Source organism: Pseudomonas sp. G11 (genome assembly GCF_029457515.1).
In the GTDB taxonomy this organism is placed as follows: Bacteria; Pseudomonadota; Gammaproteobacteria; order Pseudomonadales; family Pseudomonadaceae; genus Aquipseudomonas; species Aquipseudomonas gorinensis.
Genome location: NZ_CP120377.1, coordinates 3949851 through 3972214, shown reverse-complemented (window position 1 = coordinate 3972214; position 22364 = coordinate 3949851). Strand labels below are relative to the sequence as shown.

Annotated in this window: 18 protein-coding genes; 14 read left to right on the top strand and 4 right to left on the bottom strand. The window is 54.4% G+C overall.

Annotated elements, in window-relative coordinates; all coding sequences use genetic code 11:
* Positions 1-18: 18 nt before the first annotated feature.
* The 5 genes from P2T68_RS18385 to valS all read left to right on the top strand — a co-directional run bounded on the left by P2T68_RS18385 (position 19) and on the right by valS (position 6293).
* Positions 19-441 (top strand): RidA family protein, encoded by a 423-nt coding sequence (locus P2T68_RS18385; protein WP_024075444.1) that lies wholly within the window; start codon positions 19-21, stop codon positions 439-441.
* 57 nt (positions 442-498) lie between these two features.
* Positions 499-1791 carry an FAD-binding oxidoreductase gene (locus tag P2T68_RS18380; RefSeq protein WP_069075960.1) on the top strand — a complete coding sequence of 431 codons (1293 nt, stop codon included), beginning with the start codon at positions 499-501 and terminating at the stop codon, positions 1789-1791.
* 12 nt (positions 1792-1803) lie between these two features.
* A complete protein-coding gene (locus P2T68_RS18375; protein WP_069075961.1) occupies positions 1804-2652 on the top strand; it encodes an alpha/beta hydrolase in 849 nt (282 codons plus the stop codon).
* A 130-nt stretch (positions 2653-2782) separates the two neighbouring features.
* The gene (gene nfsA, locus P2T68_RS18370) at positions 2783-3604 is read left to right on the top strand and encodes an oxygen-insensitive NADPH nitroreductase (protein ID WP_277377973.1); all 822 of its coding nucleotides are present in this window, start codon (positions 2783-2785) and stop codon (positions 3602-3604) included.
* A gap of 121 nt (positions 3605-3725) precedes the next feature.
* Positions 3726-6293 (top strand): valine--tRNA ligase, encoded by a 2568-nt coding sequence (valS, locus tag P2T68_RS18365; RefSeq protein ID WP_277377972.1) that lies wholly within the window; start codon positions 3726-3728, stop codon positions 6291-6293.
* Positions 6294-6432: 139 nt separating this feature from the next.
* On the opposite strand, the gene P2T68_RS18360 is transcribed toward valS, so the two are convergent.
* The gene (locus tag P2T68_RS18360) at positions 6433-6663 is read right to left on the bottom strand and encodes a hypothetical protein (RefSeq protein WP_041160937.1); all 231 of its coding nucleotides are present in this window, start codon (positions 6661-6663) and stop codon (positions 6433-6435) included.
* A gap of 176 nt (positions 6664-6839) precedes the next feature.
* Here P2T68_RS18360 and P2T68_RS18355 point away from each other — a divergent pair, with 176 nt between their 5' ends.
* Positions 6840-8507 (top strand): SulP family inorganic anion transporter, encoded by a 1668-nt coding sequence (locus P2T68_RS18355; protein WP_277377971.1) that lies wholly within the window; start codon positions 6840-6842, stop codon positions 8505-8507.
* Between the two features lie 14 nt (positions 8508-8521).
* On the opposite strand, the gene P2T68_RS18350 is transcribed toward P2T68_RS18355, so the two are convergent.
* On the bottom strand, positions 8522-8710 hold the full coding sequence (locus tag P2T68_RS18350; protein ID WP_024075438.1) for a ribbon-helix-helix domain-containing protein: 189 nt from the start codon (positions 8708-8710) through the stop codon (positions 8522-8524).
* Between the two features lie 676 nt (positions 8711-9386).
* On the opposite strand from P2T68_RS18350, the gene P2T68_RS18345 reads away from it, so the two are divergent.
* The 6 genes from P2T68_RS18345 (at position 9387) to P2T68_RS18320 (ending at position 17226) form a co-directional block, all read left to right on the top strand.
* Positions 9387-10754 (top strand): epoxide hydrolase family protein, encoded by a 1368-nt coding sequence (locus tag P2T68_RS18345; protein ID WP_024075437.1) that lies wholly within the window; start codon positions 9387-9389, stop codon positions 10752-10754.
* A 63-nt stretch (positions 10755-10817) separates the two neighbouring features.
* Entirely contained in the window at positions 10818-11891 is a 1074-nt protein-coding gene (locus P2T68_RS18340; protein ID WP_024075436.1) for an alpha/beta hydrolase, read from the top strand.
* Positions 11892-11915: 24 nt separating this feature from the next.
* Positions 11916-12425 (top strand): cytochrome P460 family protein, encoded by a 510-nt coding sequence (locus tag P2T68_RS18335; RefSeq protein ID WP_024075435.1) that lies wholly within the window; start codon positions 11916-11918, stop codon positions 12423-12425.
* Between the two features lie 24 nt (positions 12426-12449).
* Positions 12450-13226 carry an alpha/beta hydrolase gene (locus tag P2T68_RS18330; RefSeq protein ID WP_024075434.1) on the top strand — a complete coding sequence of 259 codons (777 nt, stop codon included), beginning with the start codon at positions 12450-12452 and terminating at the stop codon, positions 13224-13226.
* Positions 13227-13474: 248 nt separating this feature from the next.
* On the top strand, positions 13475-14893 hold the full coding sequence (locus P2T68_RS18325; RefSeq protein WP_277377970.1) for an aldehyde dehydrogenase family protein: 1419 nt from the start codon (positions 13475-13477) through the stop codon (positions 14891-14893).
* A 251-nt stretch (positions 14894-15144) separates the two neighbouring features.
* Positions 15145-17226: a hypothetical protein gene (locus P2T68_RS18320; protein WP_277377969.1), complete on the top strand. Its 2082-nt coding sequence runs from the start codon at positions 15145-15147 to the stop codon at positions 17224-17226.
* A gap of 97 nt (positions 17227-17323) precedes the next feature.
* Here the strand turns inward: P2T68_RS18320 and P2T68_RS18315 are convergent, their stop codons facing one another.
* Both P2T68_RS18315 and P2T68_RS18310 read right to left on the bottom strand, forming a co-directional pair.
* The gene (locus P2T68_RS18315) at positions 17324-18052 is read right to left on the bottom strand and encodes a hypothetical protein (protein ID WP_277377967.1); all 729 of its coding nucleotides are present in this window, start codon (positions 18050-18052) and stop codon (positions 17324-17326) included.
* A 76-nt stretch (positions 18053-18128) separates the two neighbouring features.
* Positions 18129-19109 (bottom strand): site-specific integrase, encoded by a 981-nt coding sequence (locus P2T68_RS18310; RefSeq protein WP_277377965.1) that lies wholly within the window; start codon positions 19107-19109, stop codon positions 18129-18131.
* Positions 19110-19433: 324 nt separating this feature from the next.
* Here P2T68_RS18310 and P2T68_RS18305 point away from each other — a divergent pair, with 324 nt between their 5' ends.
* Both P2T68_RS18305 and P2T68_RS18300 read left to right on the top strand, forming a co-directional pair.
* Positions 19434-21251 (top strand): Mu transposase C-terminal domain-containing protein, encoded by a 1818-nt coding sequence (locus P2T68_RS18305; protein WP_024075432.1) that lies wholly within the window; start codon positions 19434-19436, stop codon positions 21249-21251.
* A complete protein-coding gene (locus P2T68_RS18300) occupies positions 21248-22108 on the top strand; it encodes a TniB family NTP-binding protein (protein ID WP_024075431.1) in 861 nt (286 codons plus the stop codon). The genes P2T68_RS18305 and P2T68_RS18300 overlap by 4 nt, the downstream gene beginning before the upstream one ends.
* Positions 22109-22364 lie beyond the last annotated feature (256 nt).

The window sequence follows — 22364 nt, the reverse complement described above, 5'->3', positions numbered from 1 at the left end:
TTTGACGAGATATCCGACATGACAAAAATCACCAAGCTCAAGACCGGTTCCCCATTCGAAGACCAGGCCAGCTATTCGCGCCTGGTCGCCGTGGACAACTGGATCTACGTTTCCAACACCGCGGGCCGTAACCCGCAGACCAAGCTGATTCCCGAAGATGTCCTGGAGCAGACTCTCCAGGTGTTTGCCAACATTGAGTCAGCCCTGAAGGCAGTCGATGCGAGCCTGGCCGATGTGGTGTGTTCGCGGGTGTTTATCCAGGACCCCAAGGACGTGCCGGCCGTGATGGGGTTGATCGGCGAAAAGTTTCGCGGTGTCGATCCGGCCAGCACCGTTACCTGCCCGCCACTGGGCTCGACGGTCTACAAGGTTGAGCTGGAAGTGACTGCGTATCGCAACGCCTCGAAGGCGCAGGTCGACGTCATTCGCCTGTCGCAATAATCGTCACGTGGCGATGTGCATGCGTGGCTTCCCTAATTCGCTAACCGAGTCTTGACCATGGCACCGATAATAGCGCCCGTCACAACCTCCACCGTGTTTCCCAGCGCGACGTCCGTCGTCATCATTGGCGGCGGGATCATCGGCCTGACGGCTGCGCTCGCCTTGGCTGAGCGCAATATCGCGGTGGTGGTCCTGGAAAAAGGCCGGATCGCCGCCGAGCAGTCATCTCGTAACTTGGGATGGGTGCGCAAAACCAGCCGTCACGCGGCCGACATACCGCTGGCCCTGGCCGCTGACCGCTTGTGGGCGCAGATGCCTGAGCGGGTAGGGGCGGATGTGGGGTATCGCCAGGAAGGCATCATGTTTTTAGGCCGTACCCCGGCGCAAATGGCAATGCATGAGGGCTGGCTCAAGTCGGTAGAGCATTTGTCGCTGGATTCGCGGTTGCTCAGCAAGCGTGAGATTGATGCGCTGGTGCCGGGCGGCGTGGGTGACTGGGCCGGCGGTATTTTTACACCCTCCGATGCACGTGCGGAACCGACGCTGGCCAGCAGCGCCATCGCCAACGCCGCCATGGCCATGGGCGTAGTGATCATCGAGCAGTGCGCGGTGCGTACGCTGCAGATGTCCGCAGGTGCGGTCAGTGGCGTGGTCACGGAAAAAGGTGAAATTCGCTGTGATCACGTATTGCTCGCAGGCGGCATGTGGTCCCGTCGCTTTCTGGGCAATCTGGGGGTGTCGTTGCCGACCTTGCCCTTGACCTGCTCTGTGCTGCGTACCCAACCGATGGAAGGGCCGACGCAGATTGCCGTCGGCGCCCCGGATTTTTCGTTTCGCAAGCACAAGGACGGCGGTTTCATCATTACCCAGCGCGGCAAGTTGGATGCTTTCCTGACCCTCGACCACCTGTTGCTTGCCAAGCAATATATGCCGCAGTTTCGTGCGCAACGCAGCGTGCTGAATGTGTCGTTGGGCAAGCCGTTTATTAACGACCTGATGCTGGCACGTCGTTGGCACGCCGACAGTGTCAGCCCGTTCGAGCGCATCAGGGTGCAGGATCCGGCCGCCAATCCGCAGCTCAATAACGACGCGCTGAACAATCTGATTGCCGCCTGGCCGGTGTTCGAACAGGCCCGGATCGCGCATGCCTGGGCGGGCACTATCGACGTGACACCCGATTCCAATCCGGTGATCGGACCGGTAGCGCAGATCCCAGGCTTGACCGTGGCCACCGGCTTCTCGGGGCACGGGTTCGGTACGTCGCCTGCGGCGGGCCATCTCGCGGCGGATCTGGTCAGTGGGCATACGCCGATCATTGACCCGAGCCCTTATCGCTTCGACCGTTTCTAAAGGAGCAAGGCCATGCCTGCTGAGAGCTGTTTCTTCACCAATCGTTCGGGCTTGCGCCTGCATTATTTGCGCTGGGGCGCCTCGACAGGCGTGCCCCTGGTGCTATTGCACGGCTTGCGAGCCTATGCACAGACCTGGGAGTCGCTGGTACAGGCCCTGGGGGAGGGCTACTGCGTCTATGCCCTGGACCAGCGCGGCCGGGGGCTGAGCGACTGGGCCGAACCCGCCAGTTACCACACTCAATCGTATGTCGAGGATCTGGAGGATTTGATCGAGCATGTTGGCCTACAGCGTTTTGTATTGCTGGGCCACTCATTGGGCGGCGCCAACGCCCTCGAGTATGCGCGGCAACACCCGGGACGCTTGATGGGCTTGCTGATCGAGGATATCGGCCCCGGATCTTCAACCCAAGGCGATGGCGCCGCGCGTATTCGTCGCGAGATGGCCCAGACGCCATTGCAGTTCGAAAGCTGGGACGCGGCCCGTGCATTCTGGAAGGCCTCACGTCCAGGTTTGTCGGAGGAGGGCGTGGAATCAAGGCTGGCGCATTCGATGCAGGAGCGCGACGGAGTGATTGGCTGGCGCCATGATCAGCAAGGGATTGCCGAGGCACGACTGAGTATCGAACCCACTGATTTGTGGCCGGCGGTGCGCTCATTGGATTGCCCAAGCCTGTTCATTCGCGGTGGCCGCTCGGACTTTCTACCCCCTGTGATGCTGCAGGCCATGTGCGCCAGCAACCCGCACGTCCAAGCCGTGGAAGTGGCGGATGCCAGTCACTATGTTCATGATGATCAAGGCGAAGTGTTCAATCGTTTGGTCGCCGGCTTTTTGAGCGGCCTGGTGCATGCAGGTCAGTGAGCGGTTTTACTGACACACTGAACGTACCTGTGTGGATCGGTTTGGTTTGCGTGGTAGATGAAACTTCCCCCGGGAGGCGTGCTGCGCTGCCGGGGATTTGGTAGCCTCGATTTCTATTTGGAGATATCGAATGACAGCCAACGCCCAATCGAAACTGGCTGCCCGCTATGGCGCGGCGGACATCTCGCCCCTCAAGCCCTGGAACGAGACGATCGACCTGCTGCTCGACCATCGCAGCGTTCGTGCCTTTACTGATCAGCCACTGCCTGACGGCACCCTCGAGACCCTGGTCGCCGCGGCGCAATCAGCCTCAACCTCGTCAAACCTGCAGGTCTGGAGCGTCGTCGCTGTTCAGGACAGCGACCGCAAGGCGCGTCTCTCGTCCCTGGCGGGAAACCAGGCCTATATCCGCCAGGCGCCTCTGTTTATGGTCTGGCTTGCTGACCTTTCCCGGATCGCTCGAGTGGCTGAGCAGCAAGAGGTGGAGCTGGAAGCCGTCCCTTACCTCGAGAGCCTGTTGCTCGGCACGATCGACGCCGCCTTGGCGGCTCAGAACGCCGTGGTTGCCCTGGAATCGCTGGGGCTGGGCAGTGTGTACATTGGCGCCATCCGAAACGACATTGAAGGCGTGGCCAAGGAGCTTGGTCTCCCTGCGCAGGTCTATCCCGTTTTCGGCCTTTGTGTCGGCCACCCCTCTACCGAACGGCCAGCGGAAGTGAAGCCAAGGCTCCCGCAACGCGCCGTGCTGCACCATGAGACCTATTCGGCAGCGACAGATGTGGCTGCGGTCGCTCAATACGATGAGCGCTTGGGCGCCTTCTACCAACGTGAGGGCATGAAGGCTTCCGGGTGGTCGGAGCAGGTGGTCAATAGGCTTCGCAGTGTCGCAAACCTCCATGGGCGAGAAGAGCTGGTGGAAGAGCTGAAACGAATGGGATTTGGGCTTCGCTGAGCCATTAAAACAAAACCAGGGATGTCCTTGTTCAGACTGATCTCACTGGATTAGGGGGTTTACTTTTCAAAGGCGATTCAATATAAAATTCAGCCCGGCGCACGACTCACTGTCGTGCCCTTTGATATTAACAGGAGGATGCTATGTCACCGTTAAACGTGATGAAGTTCTAAACGATCAAACTGTCACCCCCTCGCTCGAAAACCTTGAAACACGCTGGTCTCAACGTTGGCAGCTCGAAGGCACGTATGCCTTTGACCACACAGCCCAACGCGACGCTGTGTTCTCCATCGATACACCCCCGCCGACGGCCTCAGGCTCGCTGCATGTCGGTCATGTCTTCAGCTATACCCATACAGATATCATCGCTCGATACCAGCGCATGCGAGGTAAGGCTGTGTTCTACCCCATGGGGTGGGACGACAACGGCTTGCCGACCGAACGCAGGGTCGAGAATTTCTATGGCGTACGTTGCGACTCGCTGGCAGCTTATCAGCCTGGTTTCAGGCCACCTGAGCCCACTCCATTAAAGCGAGGTGACTTTACTGTCATCAGTAGGCGCAACTTCATCGAGTTGTGCCACGAACTGACGGCCATTGATGAGCAAGCGTTCCGTGCACTCTTCGTGCAACTGGGCTTGTCCGTTGATTGGAGCCTTTCATATGCCACCATTGATGAGCGCTCCCAACGAGCGAGTCAGCGCGCTTTGCTTCGTAACTATCAGCGTGGCGAACTTTATAGCCAGGAAGCCCCGTGCCTGTGGGACGTAACGTTCCAGACAGCCGTGGCTCAAGCAGAGCTTGAAGAGCGTGAGGTCGCGGGTGCGTATCACGAACTCCGTTTCGAGACGGCTGATGGCGCCCCATTGTGGGTGGCTACCACTCGGCCTGAGCTACTGATGGCATGCGTGGCGCTGGTGGCTCACCCGGACGACGTTCGTTATAAGGCGCGGTTCGGACAATCCGTGCGCTCGCCGATTTTTGACGTGGACGTACCGCTGCTGGCACACCCTTTGGGCGATCCTGACAAGGGCACCGGCTTGGTGGTGGTCTGCACCTTTGGCGATCTTACCGATGTGATCTGGTGGCGGGAGTTGCAGTTGCCAACGCGGTCAATACTGGGAAAAGATGGGCGCCTGTTGCTTGAGACGCCCCCCTGGTTGACGACACCCCGCAGCCAACAGGCCTATGCAGGCCTGGCTGGCCGTAATTTGTCCCAGGTTCGCACACAGCTCGTGTCGATGTTGCGCGACTGCGGCGCCATGCAGGATGAACCCCGACCGATTCAACACGCGGTAAAGTTTTTCGAGAAAGGCGACCGGCCTTTGGAAATTCTTGCCACTCGGCAATGGTACTTGCGTAATGGCGGACGCGACGCAAGCCTGCGGGACTTGTTGCGTGCCTCAGGCCAGACGCTGGACTGGCATCCGCCGCACATGCTCAGGCGTTACGAGCATTGGGTAGGCGGTTTGAACGGAGATTGGCTCATCAGTCGCCAGCGTACGTTCGGCGTACCGATTCCGTTCTGGTATAGGCTGGATGCACAAGGCGAAGCAGACTACAGCGCGCCGATTATTGCCGGTGAGGAAAGCCTGCCCGTTGATCCGAGCCTGGATACTCCGCCAGGGTATCGCCCCGAGCAACGTGGTCAACCGAATGGTTTTGTCGGCGAACAGGACATCATGGATACGTGGGCCACCAGTTCGCTGACGCCTCAGATCGCCGGAGGCTGGGGAGAGGACGACGCGTTGTTCGCCAAAATATACCCCATGGATCTCAGGCCTCAAGGTCACGACATCATCCGCACCTGGCTATTTTCGACACTGGTACGCAGCCATTTTGAACACGGTTGCGTGCCATGGCGTAATGTCGCGCTCTCTGGGTGGATCCTTGATCCCGACCGTAAGAAAATGTCTAAATCCAAGGGTAACGTGGTAACCCCACAAGCCTTGCTCGACCAGTATGGAAGTGACGGTGTGCGCTACTGGGCAGCCTCAGCGCGGCTCGGCAGTGATACAGCCTTTGAAGAACAGCAGATGAAGATCGGCCGCCGTTTGGCCGTCAAGCTGTTCAATCTATCGAGGTTGGTTCAAGGCTTTGCAAAGGATGACAACGGGGATATCGACCAGCCGCTGGATCAGGCCATGCTCAAACGCCTGGGCGGCGTAGTCCATGATGCTACGTGCGCGCTGGAGGCGTACGACTATAGCGTGGCGTTGTCGCGTATCGAAGGGTTCTTCTGGTGGTTTTGCGATGACTACGTCGAATTGGTCAAGCGTCGCGCCTATCGACCAGAAGGCCATTCGGCCCGTAATGCTTTTGCACATGCACTGAGCGTGCAGCAGCGACTGTTTGCGCCATTTCTGCCATTTGTGTGTGAGGAAGTCTGGCAATCCTGGAATTGCGGCTCAGTGCACAATGCGCCTTGGCCGCAAGGGGATACTTGTCCTGACGCGTCTATTGAAAGCTTATTGATGAGTGTCAGTGCCGTGCTATCTGCGATTCGCAAAGCAAAATCTGACGCCCGCCAATCCATGAAGGCTTCGGTAGCACGTGTTGAACTGGTTGACGGGGCTGCGCAGCTTGAAAGGATAAAAGGCGTTCGCCAGGACTTGATCGAAGCAGGTCAGGTTGAGGCTTTGGTGTTTATAGAGGGAACTGAGCAGCGGGTCGATGTATGGCTGAAGTGACGTAGACCTAAGGGCAAGTCAATTCGCGGAGCGATCAAGGAGATCGCTTCGCGAGCACGTCTATAGTCGTCCAGCAAACACTTGGGCTTTGAAAGGCTTGGAACAGGGACGGCGTGTTGGCTGCATGAAGTACCCAGGGTTAAAAGTGGATTTCAGCCGCCTTGAGGCCCAAGTCGCGAAGTTCTGCGACCAAGTCATCCAGATGCCCGAAAGACTCGACCTCCTCGTTGTCATCAACCAAAAAATAACTTCTCCCGGCGTCCTTCTTGAAGAACACAATCCACTCCTTGGGGTTGGTTGGGTTTGCGATCACATGCGTGTCGAAGGTCACGCCTTCGGCATGTTTGGTTTTCACAGCTTGACGATTCATGTCTGTCACCACGCTACGCGCGTTTTCAAAAATTCTCTATTGGCAGTGCATGCTCGCTCAGCTCCCTCTGAGCTTCCACCCTAGACATCTCCAGCCGCACGAAGCAGTGGCGCCAGGGGATTTCAATTATCACTGGATGTTAATATTATGCACATGCATCCACTGAGGAGCTAGCCATGATTGCGATAGGTGAGGCATGGAAGGCGGGGTTGTTGAGACGAGGACACTGGCTTCGCAATGTGATGTCTGGCGTGATCGTCGGGATCGTGGCACTCCCGCTGGCCATGGCGTTTGCCATTGCATCTGGCGTCAAACCTGAGCAAGGCATCTACACCGCCATCATCGGTGGCCTGCTGGTTTCGCTCTTTGGCGGAAGCCGCTTGCAGATTGCCGGGCCGACAGGTGCGTTCATCGTGATTCTTGCGGGCGTCACGGCCGAGCATGGTGTTGACGGCCTGCAGATCGCCACGATGATGGCGGGGGCCATGTTGTTACTGCTGGGGATGGCCCGGCTCGGTGCAATCATCAAGTTTATCCCCGACCCGGTGATCGTCGGATTCACTGCGGGCATCGGCGTGATCATCTGGGTCGGGCAGTGGAGAGACTTTTTCGGATTACCGAAGGTCGGAGGAGAGCACTTCCATGAAAAGCTCTGGCATCTGCTCCAGGCCCTGCCGAATCTTCATATGGCCACGACCCTGCTGGCGGTACTCAGCCTTTTACTGGTCATCACTGCGCCCAGAATTCCCGGTCTCAAACAAGTGCCTGGCCCACTGATCGCCATGGCGGTCGCGACAGCGATCCAGTCCACCTTTCACTTCGACGGGGTCGCCACGATTGGCAGTGCATTTGGTGGCATACCTCAAGGTTTGCCAGCGTTGAGCCTGCCTGAAATCACGCTGTCGCGGGTCATCGATCTGATTGGTCCGGCGTTCACTATCGCCATGCTTGGGGCAATCGAATCACTGTTGTCCGCGACGGTGGCCGATGGCATGGCAGGTACCAAGCACGACTCCAATCAGGAGCTGATCGGTCAGGGGGTGGCCAATCTGGTCACGCCTTTGTTCGGCGGCTTCGCCGCTACCGGGGCCATTGCCCGCACGGCCACCAATATCCGTAACGGCGGCACAAGCCCGCTGGCCGGCATTACGCACGCAGTCACCTTGGTGCTGATTATTCTGTTTCTGGCCCCTCTGGCCTCAAACATCCCGCTGTGCGCACTGGCCGCGATACTTTTTGTGGTCGCGTACAACATGAGCGAGCTAAAGCATTTCAAGCGCATGGTCCAGCGAGCCCCGCGCGCGGACGTATCGATCCTGCTCATCACCTTCGGCCTCACCGTGTTCAGTGATTTGGTGATCGCCGTGAATATCGGCGTCATTCTGGCGATGCTGCACTTCATACGCCGCATGGCCTCATCCGTGGAGGTGCAACAGGTCGTCGAGTACGAGCTTGAAGAAGAGCTGAAAGCTAATGGTCATGCTCAACTGCCGCCGGGGGTATTGATCTATACGATTGAGGGGCCGCTGTTCTTTGGGGCGGCCGAGACGTTCGAGCGTGTCCTTGCACAGACTCATACCGACCCGCGCCTGCTGATTATCCGTTTGAAGCGCGTACCGTTTATGGATATCACGGGCTTACAGGTGTTGGAAGAAGTCATCCAGCAACTGCACAAGCGGCATATCGTGGTGAAACTCTGCGAGGCGAATACGAAGGTACTCAACAAGCTCAATAGGGTGGGCATCTTGCAAGAAATCGGCGCGGAGCATTACCACACCGACTTCAACACCGCGCTGGCGAAAGCTGTCAGTCTCGTGGAGGACACATCGACCCCTAGAGGCTAACTGCCCGTGTTCGGTTATGACTTGTTGCTGGTGGCGTACTTGCTTTTGGTCGAATAGCTGGCACCGTGGGTGTCCAGGTAGTCACGAACCAACTGACGGACCACCTGCGAAGGCGTCAAATCCTGTGCTGCACAGAGCTCCTCGAACGCCTTTTTCTTGATGGGATCGATGAGCACAGTGAGGCGCGCAGTCTTGCTTTCCATGGGGTATTCAATCACTCAATCGCTGGATGTTAATCAAATTGTAATTGCCTTGTCCGGTGCTGTCACTGTTACGACTGAGGGGCGTTCGGCAGGTCGATTGTGATCGGTCATATGCGACTGGAAAGACTCCAGAGCTATCTCTGTCGAGCGCCTGGCGCAGCGGATCGGTTGTAGACCGGACGACCGGTTGTGGCAGGATCGATACCCTCAAAACCCAGTACGCCCAGATCGAGTTCATCGACCGCGCGCACTGGATTTTCTTCGGCTAACGTTTAGTGACTCTTAGCGCTTTACGAATGTTGAGCGGGGTATCTGCCCGTTCCTTGGGTAGTCATGCCGCCTGGCAATCGACGCGGTCTCGATGCCCTTTGCCGGGCTTGATGGGCTGAAAAGCCCTTATGTTTTCCACATCCCAGAAAAACCAATGCCCCGACAAGTCGGGGCATTGGTTTTTCTGATGAGCGAGTGGTCGGTTTGTATTGTTTTGTATCTGCGCTTTGGATAGATACACAGCGATTCTTTTAAGTCGGTTGATGACACATACGGGATACCTGCGGGGCTTTAAATGAACCCATCGAGAAGGCGCAAACCTTCTCCAATGGATGACTCATTTAACTCGCGGCTATCTCTGCGCGTTTCGCGACGTTGTCGACCAATGACTTATAGGAAATTCAAAATGCCTGCAGCTACGTTCGGTTTCACCTGGCGCCATTGTCTGGCTTCTTCCGTGAGAATGGGCGTTTTGGGGTTGGCCCTGATAGCCGGCAGCGGGGGTGCCTGGGCTGCTGGCCCGGCCGCCGATGCGTCAGTTGCCAGCTCGGCCTCGACCAATCCCGAATCGATTCGACCTTATCGAATTCACGTCGATGAAGCTCAATTGACCGATCTGAAAAAGCGCATTGCGGCGACCCGCTGGCCGGACAAAGAGACCGTCAATGACGTTTCCCAAGGCGTGCAGTTGGCTCAGGTCCAGGCGCTGGTGAAGTATTGGGGCAGCGGCTATGACTGGCGCAAGGCCGAAGCAAAGCTCAATGCACTGCCTGAATTCATCACGACTATCGACGGCGTCGATATTCAATTCATCCATGTTCGCTCGCGAAACCCCAACGCGATGCCGCTGCTTCTGACACACGGATGGCCAGGCTCACAGTTTGAGTTCCTGAAGACTATCGGCCCGCTGACGGATCCCGTTGCTTACGGCGGTAAGGTTGAAGATTCGTTCGACGTGATCATTCCATCGATTCCGGGACACGGTTTTTCCGGTAAGCCAACTGAATTGGGCTGGGGGCCGGATCGAGTCGCGAAGGCTTGGGATGTGCTCATCAAGCGTCTGGGTTATACCCACTATGTTTCCCAGGGCGGAGATCACGGTTCGGTGATATCGGATGCATTAGGCCGCCTGAATCCGCCGGGTCTGTTGGGCATTCACTTGAACATGCCGGCCACCATCCCGCCCGAATTGGTCAAGCCGATCAATAGTGGTGACCCGGCCCCTGTCGGGCTCACTGAGCCTGAACGCAAGGCGTTTGATTCCTTGAGCACCTTCTTCGGCCGCAATGCAGCATACGGCGCGATGATGGTTACGCGCCCGCAGACTATCGGTTACCTGCTGGCCGATTCGCCTACCGGTACTGCGGCGTGGATGTACGAAAAAATCGCCGCGTGGACGGACAGTGATGGTCAGCCTGAACGGGTATTGACCCGTGACGAGATGCTGGACGATATCAGCCTGTACTGGCTGACGAACGCAGGCGCATCGTCATCGCGTTTCTACTGGGAAAACAACAACAACAATTTCAGCGCTGCCGCGCAGAACACCGCAAGCATCAAGGTGCCGGTGGCGATCACGGTCTTCCCGCACGAGATCTATCAGGCGCCAAAAAGCTGGGCGCAACGCGCTTACCCATCACTTTCCTACTACAGCCAGGTTAACAAGGGCGGCCACTTCGCTTCCTGGGAGCAACCTCAATTGTTCAGCGAAGAGTTGCGGGAGGCCTTCCGGCCGCTGCGCGCCAAGCTGAGCGCAACGAAGACAGCCCAGTAGCTCACACACAATCCAGTCAACACAACCGGGCCGCTATTCGGCGGCTCGCTACGGAGAAGCACCATGGAGATGACCTTGCTGAACAACCAAAATAAATCCAGCCGCCTGCGGGGTCTTGCCCCATCGCTGTTGGCAGCAGCGGCGCTGCAATTCGCAGCGGTGGTTGTCGGTTTTTCCCAAGCCAGCGCGGCTGATGTACCCGCGTCCACCATTGGGGCTATCACGCCGGGAGCCCACACCTCTCTCGGTGCTCTTAAGCATGTGAAAGCGGGGCTGCTGGACATTTCTTACGCGGAACTCGGCCCAGCCGATGGCCCTGTGGTCATTTTGTTGCACGGCTGGCCCTACGATATCAACGCATACGCTGATGTCGCTCCTGCTTTGGCGGACAAGGGATATCGAGTGTTGATCCCTTCTGCGCGGGGTTATGGCGATACGCATTTTCTCTCGGCCAAGACAGTTCGCAATGGTCAACCTGCTGCGCTGGCGACTGACCTGATCGACTTTATGGACGCGCTGAAGATCAAGACGGCGGTGCTGGGTGGGTTTGACTGGGGCGCCCGCACTGCAGATATCGTTGCCGCACTGTGGCCGGAAAGAGTGAAAGCCCTGGTCGCTGTGAGCGGTTACCTGATAGGCAGCCAAGAGGCGGGCAAGGCGCCATTGCCGCCAGCCGCCGAACTACAGTGGTGGTACCAGTTCTACTTTGCGACCGAGCGCGGGCGCCTGGGCTACGAGAAAAACACCCATGACTTCGCCAAGCTCATCTGGAAGCTGGCGTCGCCACAGTGGAATTTCGACGACGCCACTTATGAGCGCAGCGCGGCGTCCTTGCAAAACCCTGATCACGTGGCCGTGTCGATTTTCAACTATCGCTGGCGCCTGGGGTTGGTCAAGGGCGAGGCCAGATACGACGCGCTGGAGAAGAAACTCGCGGTATTTCCATCCATCAGCGTGCCCACCATCACCCTGGAAGGTGATGCGAACGGCGCACCGCACCCACCTGCCGAAGCGTACGCCAAGCGCTTCACTGGCAAGTATGAGTACCGATTGCTCACCGGCGGTGTTGGTCACAACTTGCCGCAGGAAGCGCCGAAAGCCTTCGCCCAGGCGGTGATCGATGCCGATCATCTTTGAACACCGGCTGAGAGGATGGCGATGATGAAGCTGAAATTTCTTGCCGCGATGTCGGCTGCCATTGCAATCGCAGCGTTGACCGCTACCGGTGTTGCCTCGGGCGACGCCAGTACTGGCGACGCCTCACCGATCTATGGCGTGAAATTGCCTGAAAACTACCGCCTATGGCCGCTGATTGCGCCGGCGCAGGAAGCAGCCCCCCTGAATGAACTGCGAGCCGTGCTGGGCAATGACTCGGCCATCAAGGCTTATCAGGACTCAACGCTGCCATTCCCCGATGGCACGGTGCTGGTAAAGCTGGCCTGGAAACATGTGCAGTCCCCGGAATTCGAGCCGGCGTCCATCCCGGGGCCGGCCACGACCGTGCAGGTGATGGTCAAGGACTCGAAAAAATATGCAGCAACCGGTGGTTGGGGATTCGGGCGGTTTATCAACGGTAAACCGGCCGATGAAGCCCAACACGAAACCTGCTTCGCCTGTCACCAGGCGCGAGTGCGGAATCACGACTTTGTCTTCACTCGCTTCGCCCCCTGATTCCCGTCAACCCCGGAGTTAGCAATGAAAAAAGTATTAACCGCACTGGCCGTCGCCGTCAGCCTGAGCATGGCGACACACGCCTGGTCGCAAACTGAAAAACCCACGATTGTGCTCGTACATGGCGCCTTTGCCGATGCGTCGAGTTGGAATGGCGTCGTGAAGATTCTCGAGAAGGACGGTTACCCGGTGGTTGCCGCTGCCAACCCATTGCGCGGTGTAAAGAGCGATGGTTCGGCAATCTCGGCATTGCTGACGAGCATTCATTCGCCGGTGGTGTTGGTCGGCCACTCCTATGGCGGCAACGTTATCAGTGATGCGGCCAACGATCATGTCAACGTCAAAGCCCTGGTTTACGTCAGTGCGTTTGCACCTGAGGCCGGGGAAACCGTCGCCGGGCTGGCCGGCAAATTCCCAGGCAGCACGCTGGGCCCAACGCTGGCTGCGCCTGTACCACTGGCCGATGGGGGCAAGGACTTGTACATCCAGCAGGACAAATTTCACAACCAGTTCGCCGCGGACGTCCCCGCGAAAGAGGCGGCATTGATGGCCGCCACCCAACGTCCGGTAACGGAAGCGGCGCTCAACGAAGCGTCCGGCAGCCCTGCCTGGAAGCATATTCCGTCCTGGTACATCTACGGCGACAAGGACAAGAACATTCCACCACAAGCCATGGCGTTCATGGCCAAGCGCGCCGCTGCCAAAGCCGTGGAAGTGGTCAAGGGCGCTTCACATGTCGTGATGGTATCGAACCCGGAACCGGTTGCCCGCCTAATCGAAAAAGCCGCCACGGCGAAGTAACACGCCAAGGGCGAAGCGGCAGTGGGAGACATCGCTCTGATCATCACCCTCCGTGTTTCGTAAGTAACCTTTCCAAAGTGGGCCCATTCGGGAGGCTGCAGATTTCCGCGCCCGTCATCCGGAGGGGCGCACGTGAGCCGATGCCCGGCTGAAAAGCAGGAGAGGGTGGGGCGACGACGAGGCCAACGCCTGGGCATACCGGGCGTTGTGCTTATCGCGGGCAACCGCAATCAATCAGGTACGCCACGATGTGGAAGATCAATCACAGTTACATTGATGGAGCATTCGTTCCCGTTCAGGGCAATGAAACGGTGCAATGCATCAATCCGGCTACCGAGGAGGTCATCGGTACGCTCACCCTGGCTGATCGTGAAGATGCCAAGCGCGCTATCGCGGCGGCTTCGCGTGCTCAAGTCGCGATGGGCCGCACCTCCAAGGCCGAGCGTATCGACATGCTCGAGCAGTTGCAGGCTGCCGTGCTGGCGAGCACGAATGAAATTCGCGATACCGCCATCGAAGAGTACGGTGCGCCGTTTGCCCGTGCGCAATGGGTCAGTCGCTACGCCTCGCAGTCATTTACCAATGCGGCGCAGGTGTTGAAACACTTCGACCTGAGTCGTTCGGTCGGTGACGCTACCGTGGTGATGGAGCCGGTAGGAGTCGCGGCGCTGTTTACCCCCTGGAACAGCACCGCCGGGACGATATGCAGCAAACTGGCATCGGCCATTGCGGCTGGCTGTGCCTCGGTCATCAAACCGAGCGAGTTGAGCCCCTTGCAGAGCACCGTGCTCGCCCAAGCGTTGCATCGCGCAGAGTTGCCCAAAGGGGTTTTCAACATTCTGTTGGGACGCGGCAGTGATGTGGGTGACGAAATCAGCGCCAGCCCACTCATCGCGAAAGTTTCATTCACCGGGTCCACCGCCACCGGAAAGCTCATTGCACGCGCCGGAATCGAGACCATGAAGCGAGTGAGTCTGTCGCTCACGGGGAAGTCGGCCTCTATCATCCTGGATGACGCCGATCTCGACATCGCCATTCCCCTGGCTCTGAATGCTGCGTTCATGAACAACGGTCAGGCATGTGTCGCCGGCACACGTCTGCTGGTGCCACGCACGCATGCCGAGGACATTATCAACCGCGTCAAAAGCCTGGTTGGAGCGATGGTCGTCGGCAATCCGCAGGATCCGGCCACTGCGCTCGGGCCGCTGGTCAATCGCGCCCAATTCGACCGCGTACAAGCTTTCATCCGCCGCGGGCAGGCGCAAGGCGCGACGTTGATTATCGGCGGGGAGGGCAGACCAACCGGCTTGGATAAGGGCTATTTCGTCAGGCCTACGGTCTTTGCCGAGGTCAGCAGTGACATGGACATCGCGCAAGAGGAGATTTTCGGCCCGGTGCTATCGATCATTGCGTATGACTCGCAAGAACAAGCGATCGCTATTGCCAATGCCAGTATCTACGGTTTGCAAGCTTATGTGTTTTCCCGGCAACTGGAACGTGCCCAACGCCTGGCAACCCAACTGCAGGCCGGCTCGGTGTTGATCAACAGAATTTCGCCAGAGCTACTGGCGCCGTTCGGCGGGGTAAAGCAGTCCGGTGTCGGTCGGGAGTTTGGAGTCTTTGGGCTGGAAGCATTTCTTGAGGCCAAAAGCATCGTGTCCGATTAGCCTGGGGGTGGCGGGAGATTGGCCAGTAACCTGGCATGACACACAATTTAACAAGTGGGCGATGTCAGATGTTCATAAGCAGCTGATGGGCTTAGAGTTTTAGTTGTCGATAAATCGGGTTATAGTATTTGTGAGATTTGCAAAGAGTGCTGGAGTGCTGCGTCAAGTTCGGCGCTGGAATTTGAGTCAATAAATATATTGATCCATTCCTGCACAAAAGTGCATAACCAAAGTGGAGCTTGCAATTATTTATGCGTGAAAAAGACATGGAAAGCTTGCCGGATGATCTTAGGGCACTCTACGGCTCTCGCGGGATGCGATTTAAGAATGATCAGAAACGAAGGACGTTCTCGTTAAATATTTTATACATTAACGGTGAAGAACTGCTGGCTGCAACTGAGCGATTGCATGATCCCGATGTAGGGGCTGCTTTGTTGGATGGAGCGAGTCGTGAGGCAGGTGATCAAGCGCATAGGGAGTTTAAGCGACACCTTCATAATTTTGTCGCGTCAGCAATGACTCTGGTTGATCATACTCGGGTTATGATGAAGGAGCGCTATGGTGATGAAAGCGTTCATGCCGAGATTATTAGTCAGATTTCTAATACCGTAGCCAAATCACCGACATGCAAGTTCGTTCAGGATATGAGAAACTATATCGTACACAGAGGGCTGCCAAATTCTCAGATATACAAAAGTTTTGTAAATACTGGGAATGATGTGTTTGAGTTGAAGGTTGGCGTGCAAATTCCAACCTCAGACTTGCTGGATTACAAGTCCTGGACGGCGCCAGCTAAAGCTTATATTGAACAGGCTGGTGATTACATTGATATTCGTGATCTGGTCGCAGACTATTTAGCTCAAATCAGAAAGCTAAACGAGTGGCTGAAATTGCGATTAGAGGACTACCACGCGGCAGACTTGCTTGAGCTTGAAGGCCTAGAGTCACAACAGCGCTTGAGATATTCAGAGGTTGATTCCCGTAAGTCGGAGTCAGAGGGGAAAACGCCTGAAGGGTCTATCAGGGATCGGGTGGATGCCATAGTCATGGATATTTACTCTTCAATTAAAAAGCATTTGCTCCCCCAAAGTAGCGATAAAGAATTTAACAGTCAACGGCCTGCACTGCATATTTTTGATGATGGCTCAGGCGCAGATCTCTTCATATATTCATCAGACGAAGATGGAAATCAGATCATATTGTTCATCAGGGACTCTGAAGGTCATTATGGTCTGATCGAACAGAGGTTGGGTCAGTTGCGAGAGGTTTTAGCTATTCTCGGTACCGAAAACTGGGCACGGCAAAAAATTGGGATTGAGTTTTTAAGTGCATTATTTTTCTCATGGGCTAGGAAATCATGGAGAGTAGAGGAGAAATGCTCTTACTACGATTTCGTTCGAGGCGAGGCTGAAAACGAGATAGGCTCATTGGATGTTTACTACCCAATAGCACATTTTGAAATCGAGACTGCATTTCAGTTCGGCCCAGTCATTATAACTCCTATAACAGGAGATATTTTTGATTCGATCGAAGGGGGCATAGCGCTACCGCTAGGACAAGAGCTTGACAGCTTTAAAGCTCATATTCAAACGCTTAGGAAAAGCGTCCAAGGCCTTGCCGCGGTTGAAATTAATATTGAGGCTCATCATTCGGTTATCACTGAAAGTGGTTACGCGATGGCATATGATGCTGTCGATATACTCAGATTTTTTTCTCCGACGGCTCCCATTTCTGATTCAAGGTGCCCAATGGCGTTAAAGGGCTCAGAGTTTCTGCCGGTAAAGAATGTATTTGCCTTTGTCAAAAATGGCTTTATGAGGCATGAGGGCCTCAGCGAGATGTTCCGAGGGTCATGGAAGCTTTCGGAGTCTGGTTTGAAAAATATGGCATTAAATGAACTATCTGCGGCTAGCGGCTTGATCGATTTGTCCGGGCTTAATAGTTTCTCTAGGTCGGTTAGGTCTGGCGTAATACTGTTTAGCAAAGGAAGTACGCTGGCAGGCACGGCGGATAGACTTCGCTATACATTGGTTGCTGCTGAGTCCGTATATCTACGACATAGTTTTGAGTATGCAGGCTCACTGATCTCGCAGCGAATTTCTGACTTGGTAAGTGCTGATCCTTCTGAGCGGAAAATTATCAAGGAAAGCATCGCGAAATCTTATTTTTTGAGGAATGAGTACAAGGAAAATTATTCCTCTGCTGAATTAACGGCGATACGCATGTGCACAATCGCAGTGCACACAGCATTAAGGATCTCACTGCTGAATACCCATAATTTTTCAAATCGGGATGACTTCATTGATGCTTTGAGCAATCCGACTTCTCATTAAAGCAGTCTGGCAATGTGAAGTTAAATTACTAAGGGTTAGGATGAGGCTAGCGCATCGGAATATTAATGCGTTCAGCTACCTAACTCGTTTCGCCTAGCTAGCCTGGGCCCACTCGGCCTAACGAACCACCCGATCGGGGCACCTCAAAATCCGCAATCTCCAGCGAATGAAATTGAATCGAACGCGGCCCCAATTCAAAACTCAGGTGAAGCATCATATTGAACTGAGCATCCACCCAATTATCTGAAGGAACCTTCCGCTCTATACGCTTGAGCAGGCGAATTTCCTCATCGAGCTCCAAGCCGGACTGAGAGAGAAAAATTCGAGAGTAGGGGGCTGAGCGTTCGGTTTTGAAATCCTTGATCCTTAGATAAATATCGTTGCTGAATCCTGTGATTCCTCTATCCCTTGCCCAGCGATAAAGCGTACGAAAGACGACTACATACTCTCTAGAGCAGTTCCAACTGTTGAATGCGCTGATAATTTCATTGGCTGCCCAAGGGAATTTCAAGGAAATATCACTTTCCGAAACCCGATGGAGCATTCTCGCGGCCCTATATGCAGTTGAAGGGGAGTATTTCTCTAACGTATGGACCATAAATGATTTGGCTATTTCGATAAATTCTGAATTCAGCTTTAGGCCAGACCAATCAATATTCATTGCCATACCACCGTCGTACCACGTCCAGACGCTCAACCGAGTATCGACGTACCTTGGCTGGTCATTAGTCCTAGCTCGAATCGCGACCTGTGCTGGGCCCTCGAACACGTAGGCCGGAAAAGAGGAGGAGGGTGAAGCGTGTTCTTGATCGGCTGATTTAGTCACGGCGAACCTCCTTAACTGTCAAATCGACTCCAGGCTGCCGAGGCACGCTGGGCGTTGTGGATGTTGGCCGACTCGGCTAGATAACGACTTGCATAACGGCGTGGCATAGTCGAGGTGTCAGACCAACCGCAGACTCGTCATAGCGGTACGGCAATTTCATCGGGTTGCCGTCACGCAGGGGACGTCGCTCGCCCTGGATATAACGCTCGTAGACCTCATACAACTGCGCGGAAATACCTACTGTCCGTCCGTGTGTTTTCAGCGCGGGCTCTTCAGCACGTGGGTCCCCGGGATCATGTTCGCGATCATTGATGCTGACATAGGCGTGCTGAGAGCCCTGATTGATATCCGTGGTGTAGAGTTTCAGAAGCTCTCCGCGACGGATACCAGTCTCCAGCAGCAATTCAATCATTAGCCAATTGCGCAACTGCAGTCGCTCCGGAAACGGATTCTCTGCATCGCCCGGGCGAATCAGTGTGCGAATGATCTGGAGTTGTGTATCTGTCAGGCTTCGGTAACGAGTGCGGTCTGGCCGAGCATTGATGATATGGCTCTCAAACCGCCGCTCAATGACGTCGGCGACATCTGCAAATACAACTTCAATGTTAGCCAGGGTGGTTGAGTTCTGACGGGCGCGCGGAATGTAACGGGTAACGCACCAGGACAGGTACTGCTTCAGCAACCGCAGGTACTGGTCACGGGTACGCGGATCGATCTGCGGAAAAGGTGCCGTTTCAGCTTGGCCCATTCGGGCGACCAGGTTGTCGGCTTGACGGCCGCTTTGGAGCCAGATGGCGTAACCGTCCAGCAAAGCCAGAATCGCCTCGAAGTGGCAGGCCAAGATGGCCTCATCGATATCCAGATCTCGGCTTTTGGCATAGCTATAGAAAGCCTGGATCGCTCGCAGATGCGCCGCAGCAGTATTGTAAGCGCGGTGCCTGAGTTTGAGTTGGACGTAGATGAACGGAACGAGTATGGGCAACGGCGCCGCATTACCAGCTTGCACGAGCAGCGGCACACGCTGACCTGAAGAGAAACGGCACTGAATCAGCTTCATCGGCAGCCACCTCATTCAAGGACTCGCCATGAACACGAAGGACATGGCCCGTTGAGAGGTTGGACGTCAGAAGCGGGTTTGTCGAATCAGTACCTTATGTGATGCCCGATCAAAAAAAAGAATATCATTTATCTCTAATAATCAATCACATACCTTGATTAACTTTTAAAAAATAGACTGACGCGGCAGAAAAGCTAGCAATAGTCTATTTTTTGAACGTGACGTCGTATCGTGTTCGGCAGCCAATTTCGATCGTTGATAGAGACTGATGTAAGTCGCCGCTCGGCAGACTTCGCCTAGATTAGCGTTGTGGAGAGTACATCCATGGCAAATCAGCTAACCCCTGGGGAACTCATTGTCGCCAAGGGAAAAGTTGCGAAAGTCAAACAGGTATTTAGTGACAAAACGATAAGGGTAACAATTGTCGACTCTGGTGAAGTAATACTGGTGTCGGCGCGCGACATTCAGCGAATCCCTAGTGTTACGGCAATTAATGGTAGTGATCATGGGGAGGGTTTGAATGTCAATGATTACACCGTTGATCAACTTTCATTGGCAGCTGAGCGTTTTGAAATTATCAGAAAGTGGAAGGTTGAGGGAGGGGTAGTCACTAAGTACTGTTCTTTACTGGGTGTATCAAAGAGTTACTTCTATCGTTTGGCTAAAATTTTTGACGCTGACGTAGGCCCACTATCTTTAATTGCGCAGACACGGGGTGTCAAGAAAGGCGTTACGAGACTGGATGAGTCGGTTGAGGTCATAATTTTCAAGGCTGCTAAAAAATTCAAGTCGAAAGGAGCCAGCTACAGCAAAGTGTGGAGCGAGGTGGATGTTGCATGTAAGGAGCAAGGTTTTTCATGCCCTTCCAAAGATACGGTATTGAGGCGTGTACGCTTAATCCTCTCAGAAAAAACAAGAATGAGAATTAAAGAAGGTCCTGATGCCGCGACGCAAGAATTTTCAGCTCGCCCGGGTAAAAAAAATCTTGAAAGGCCGCTGCAATGGGTACAGATGGATCACACCCTCGTCGATATAATTCTGTTGGCTGATGATCGCATAAATATTATTGGACGCCCGTGGCTGACAATTGTAATTGATGTCTATACCAGGGTTATTCTTGGTTACTATCTTAGCCTTTACGTCCCGTCTACTGTTTCAGTGGCTTGCGCTCTTAGTCATTCTGTCCTTCCTAAAGTAAACTTTTCGGCAAGTGTTGGCTTGGATCCAGAAGACTACCCCTACTATGGAAAGCCTGAAGTCCTTCATATGGACAATGCCGCAGAGTTCACCAGCCCAAAATTTAAAGTAGGGTGTGAATCTTTTGGGATTTCCCCCGAATACCGACCTGTAGGAAGAAAACATTTTGGCGGTCATGTTGAACGGCTGATAGGCACGTTCATGACTACTAAGGTGCATTTCTTGCCGGGGACTACAATGTCAAATTCTGTTGCGCGCAGAGGACTTAACAGCGAAAGAAATGCAACCATGACCTTCTCTGATTTTTTTCGCTGGTTCTCTCGCGAAGTAGTTGTCTATCACTCAACAGTTCATAGCGCATTAAAGTGTAGCCCGCGACAAGCGTGGACAAACTATTTCGCGCCCAACGGAGGGCTTCCTTACCCCCCGGCAGGCTTGAATTCCGAGCAATTAAAGATTTGGTTCATGCCTCAAGAAGACCGAAAAATTAATCCTGGTGGCATTAATTTGCATGGCCAAGTTTATTGGGATCCTATATTGGGGTCTCATGTGGGGACTAGAAATGTCATAGTCAAATATGACCCGTACGATATGAATGTTGTATGGGTGAAATTGGATGGCCAATTTTGCCCAATACACCTGTCTGACGTAACCGTTGAGGCTCCTACCTATGAGGAATATCGTGCCGGCAAGCTCTATCGTCACCCAGTCCGCATCGGAGCCATAGATAGTGATGGCGGGTTAAAAGCCTACAGAGGGAAGCAAAAAATTGAAGAGGAAAGTAAAAAGTTAACGCAGAAGGAAAGACGCCGAGAGGCCGCTGAAAAAGTCTATACTGAGGCAAATCCAAATCCTAGAAGTAGTAGCTTTAACGCTGACAGGGAACATATCAAGCCAAATTATTCAGCCTCTCCAAAAAAATTTCGACCTGGGGATGAGTCATGAGTGATGAGCACGTCCGGTCGGACATCAGAAAATATTTGTCTTCTAATATTGATACGCGAATAGCCTTAATTCATCAAGAAATATGGGTGAACAATAACTCTAGTGCAGCTGTTTTTCGCATGATGAATAATATCGCGGATGTACCAGATCGTATGAGTGCGCCTGCTTTGCTTGTGGTTGGCCCAGGTGGCTCTGGAAAGACGGCTATAATATCTAAGATTCCAAACCATGTAAAAAGGAGTGCAGGGTTGATTTTTGTCTCCTTGGCTGCATCCCCAGAAATAGATACCAAAAAAAGCCTTAAAGATGAGATAGCTTTAGCGCTCGGAATACCAGTTGGCTCTGGCTCAAGTCGCCGAAGTAGCTCTGACCTGCCAAGCGAGATTAGAGAGGTTATTAGGCTGAGGCAAATTTGGGGGCTGGTGATCGACGAGTTTCATGATGCACTGCTACGCTCGAAGCAAGAGCAGCGTTTTAACATGTCTATTCTTAAAAAGCTGCTCGGCCCTGAATATGGATTGAAACTATTTTGCTTTGGCACTGCTAGTGCGCGCAACGCACTTAAATCCAATTATGAATTTAAGAGACGTTTTCACGAAGTTGCTCTTGATGACTGGATAGAGAGTGAGGAGTTCAGGTCATTCCTCTTGGAGGTAGAGGAGTCCCTACCGCTAAAACAGCCATCACATTTGTACTCTGAGGAGATGGTAGGCACTATTTTATCTATGTCGAATGGGCGCATGGACAAAACACTCGAATTGATAAGGGCGGCTGCCTGTTATGCCATAAAAATGGGGGGGGAGAAGGTGGATGTTGATATGCTGCGGCGAGCAAACAAGAATCCTTGGGGCTATTAGTAGTGAGTTTCTCTGGCTTGCCAACACCAAGTTCTGAAGAAACACTTTCATCTTGGTTGTTTCGATGCAGCATTAATCCAAACGCCGCTGGCTTCCCTCGATTATCATCAACAGAACGCCCAGCGTATTGGTGGGAGGGTGTGGAGATCAAATATTCGGACCCAGACTCAGAATTCTTATCCGCCAGCCAGCGATTAAGTTGTGTAGCCGGGGACATTACCCCTGAACTATTACGAAATTTTTTTTGCCTTCGAGG

Coding starts and splice junctions, on each gene's coding strand:
- P2T68_RS18325 (WP_277377970.1), top strand. CDS start 13,475: ATGTGGAAGATCAATCACAGTTACATTGATGGAGCATTCGTTCCCGTT.
- P2T68_RS18385 (WP_024075444.1), top strand. CDS start 19: ATGACAAAAATCACCAAGCTCAAGACCGGTTCCCCATTCGAAGACCAG.
- P2T68_RS18300 (WP_024075431.1), top strand. CDS start 21,248: ATGAGTGATGAGCACGTCCGGTCGGACATCAGAAAATATTTGTCTTCT.
- P2T68_RS18355 (WP_277377971.1), top strand. CDS start 6,840: ATGATTGCGATAGGTGAGGCATGGAAGGCGGGGTTGTTGAGACGAGGA.
- P2T68_RS18310 (WP_277377965.1), bottom strand. CDS start 19,109: ATGAAGCTGATTCAGTGCCGTTTCTCTTCAGGTCAGCGTGTGCCGCTG.
- P2T68_RS18305 (WP_024075432.1), top strand. CDS start 19,434: ATGGCAAATCAGCTAACCCCTGGGGAACTCATTGTCGCCAAGGGAAAA.
- P2T68_RS18350 (WP_024075438.1), bottom strand. CDS start 8,710: ATGGAAAGCAAGACTGCGCGCCTCACTGTGCTCATCGATCCCATCAAG.
- P2T68_RS18380 (WP_069075960.1), top strand. CDS start 499: ATGGCACCGATAATAGCGCCCGTCACAACCTCCACCGTGTTTCCCAGC.
- P2T68_RS18375 (WP_069075961.1), top strand. CDS start 1,804: ATGCCTGCTGAGAGCTGTTTCTTCACCAATCGTTCGGGCTTGCGCCTG.
- nfsA (WP_277377973.1), top strand. CDS start 2,783: ATGACAGCCAACGCCCAATCGAAACTGGCTGCCCGCTATGGCGCGGCG.
- P2T68_RS18340 (WP_024075436.1), top strand. CDS start 10,818: ATGGAGATGACCTTGCTGAACAACCAAAATAAATCCAGCCGCCTGCGG.
- P2T68_RS18360 (WP_041160937.1), bottom strand. CDS start 6,663: ATGAATCGTCAAGCTGTGAAAACCAAACATGCCGAAGGCGTGACCTTC.
- P2T68_RS18320 (WP_277377969.1), top strand. CDS start 15,145: ATGCGTGAAAAAGACATGGAAAGCTTGCCGGATGATCTTAGGGCACTC.
- P2T68_RS18345 (WP_024075437.1), top strand. CDS start 9,387: ATGCCTGCAGCTACGTTCGGTTTCACCTGGCGCCATTGTCTGGCTTCT.
- P2T68_RS18335 (WP_024075435.1), top strand. CDS start 11,916: ATGAAGCTGAAATTTCTTGCCGCGATGTCGGCTGCCATTGCAATCGCA.
- P2T68_RS18330 (WP_024075434.1), top strand. CDS start 12,450: ATGAAAAAAGTATTAACCGCACTGGCCGTCGCCGTCAGCCTGAGCATG.